Origin of the sequence: Aeromonas caviae, from assembly GCF_000819785.1 — a bacterium.
GTDB classification, from domain to species: Bacteria; Pseudomonadota; Gammaproteobacteria; order Enterobacterales; family Aeromonadaceae; genus Aeromonas; species Aeromonas caviae.
Window position 1 is genome coordinate 648 of sequence record NZ_CDBK01000043.1, and the last position, 768, is coordinate 1,415.

General features: G+C 65.8%; 2 protein-coding genes. Both read right to left on the reverse strand.

Features of this window, described 5'->3' with window-relative positions; translation table 11 throughout:
- Nucleotides 1–254, reverse strand: a 254-nt coding sequence (locus BN1120_RS21465) for a transporter substrate-binding domain-containing protein (RefSeq protein WP_162183354.1), incomplete at its 3' end; no start/stop codon positions are given.
- Between the two features lie 191 nt (nt 255–445).
- On the reverse strand, nt 446–768 hold a 323-nt coding region (locus BN1120_RS06705; protein WP_042015282.1), incomplete at its 5' end, for a GDYXXLXY domain-containing protein.

Sequence of the window (768 nt, forward strand, 5' to 3'; positions counted from 1 at the left end):
TCGGTGCGGGCGGTGGAGAAGAGCACCACATTGGGTTTCTGGGTCAGCAGGTAGTAACCCCTGGCCCAGGGGAGGATGCTGACGGGCTGGACAGGGGTGCCGGTCTTTTGCCACACCAGGTGCAGCAGGTCGATGGCAAAGCCGGTCGGGGCGCCATCCTCCCCGGTGAAGTTGTAGGGTTTGTACTCTTCGGTGAGGTAGTGCAGGCTGGCGAGCGCCGGGCTGGCCTGGGTCACGGGAGTGCCCCAGACCATGGCCGCGAGGGCGGCGCAGGCGACCAGTCTGCGAAGGGGGACTGCAATGTCTGTGTTCATCCTGACCGTCCTGCTGCCGAGTGCCCAGTTTCAAGTGTTGCCAAGTCACGGCGTTTCGCCACCCGGCGCAGACGTTATCCGCCGGGGGTTGTCATCATTTCGCCACTCTCAACCGGATCGGCGCCCTCTTTTTACCAGGCCGGGCGGGTGTGACCCAGGGGGGTGAACGCTTCGTCCCTCAGCCCTACCAGCAGGGTGCTGCCATCCTCTTGCAGGCGAAACTCGCCGTAGCGGGCCGACTCATATTGATCTCCCGTGCCCTCTTCGAAGAAGAAGGCGTCAGGCCCGATAAACCACTGGCCGTCGCGCTGGCGCACCTTGAGCAGGCGCTCCCCCGGGCCAGGGGCCTCGGGCTTGCCCTCTTCTACCCAGTGCACCACCTGATGTTCATCCAGGCGAACGACCAGGGTGTGGGGGCCGATGGCGGCCTGGCGGCCCGCCAGCTGGCGGGCGA